Below are 913 nucleotides of genomic sequence, written 5' to 3' on the forward strand. Positions count from 1 at the left end.
TATTACATTTACGCTAGGGACATCCGATCTCAGCTATTCAGGCGGGCTTCCGACCGGTAGGGAGGATTCGTTCAACACCGTGTAAAAATAATTGCTTAGTTCTCGCTTACTTGGAAATTCCTGCGGAATTTCCACAGGCTCGGTCAATGTTTACTATTTTAGGTGTTTGCCACCGCAACTATTCTTACACATAAACGTTGCCAGTAATTTGAGAAAAACGCAAACTGAATGAAAATTTATAAAGCAAATAGAAAAGGATTTATCAATTATTTACTAATTGGATCTGTTATATTACCGATAGTTGTTTTCTTTCTGGATAAAAGCACATTTTTAGAAAAACCTTTTATTCTCTTACCATTATTGAGTCCATTAATCTTAATATTTTGGATATATTTTGACACATCTTATAAAATTGAAAATAACGAATTAATTTATCGCTCTGGATTTTTAAGAGGAAAAATCGGAATTTCAAACATAAAGGAAATACTAAAAGGAAAAACTATGTGGAGCGGAATAAAACCAGCATTAGCGAAAAATGGACTTATTATAAAATTCAATAAATATGACGAAATTTATATTGCGCCTGAAAATAATAACGAATTGATTTCTGACTTACTAAATGTAAATGCTGAAATAAAAATAACGGAATGAAAATTTGACTGAATAAAAACTACTGGCAACACCGTATAAAAATAATTGCGGTTTAGTGCTTAATCAAAGGCAATTGCGTGTTTGCCTGCATCTGATTTTCCTTCGGAAAATCCTCGCATACAAACCCGCAACTATCCTTATACATCAACGTTGTAAAACATTTGAAAAAACCAATCTACATAGCATTAATCCTTGGTATTCTGACAAGTTGTTCGGTAAATAAAACTATTTCCGAAATCAAGAATTACGTAAATGTAATAGA

1 protein-coding gene is annotated in these 913 nt (G+C 32.1%); it reads left to right on the plus strand.

What is annotated here, in order from left to right:
* The first annotated feature begins 228 nt into the window (after positions 1-228).
* A complete protein-coding gene (locus Q0947_RS15180; protein ID WP_299399797.1) occupies positions 229-651 on the plus strand; it encodes a PH domain-containing protein in 423 nt (140 codons plus the stop codon).
* Positions 652-913 lie beyond the last annotated feature (262 nt).

This window comes from uncultured Gelidibacter sp., assembly GCF_947500795.1.
Lineage (GTDB): Bacteria > Bacteroidota > Bacteroidia > Flavobacteriales > Flavobacteriaceae > Gelidibacter.

Coding starts and splice junctions, on each gene's coding strand:
- Q0947_RS15180 (WP_299399797.1), top strand. CDS start 229: ATGAAAATTTATAAAGCAAATAGAAAAGGATTTATCAATTATTTACTA.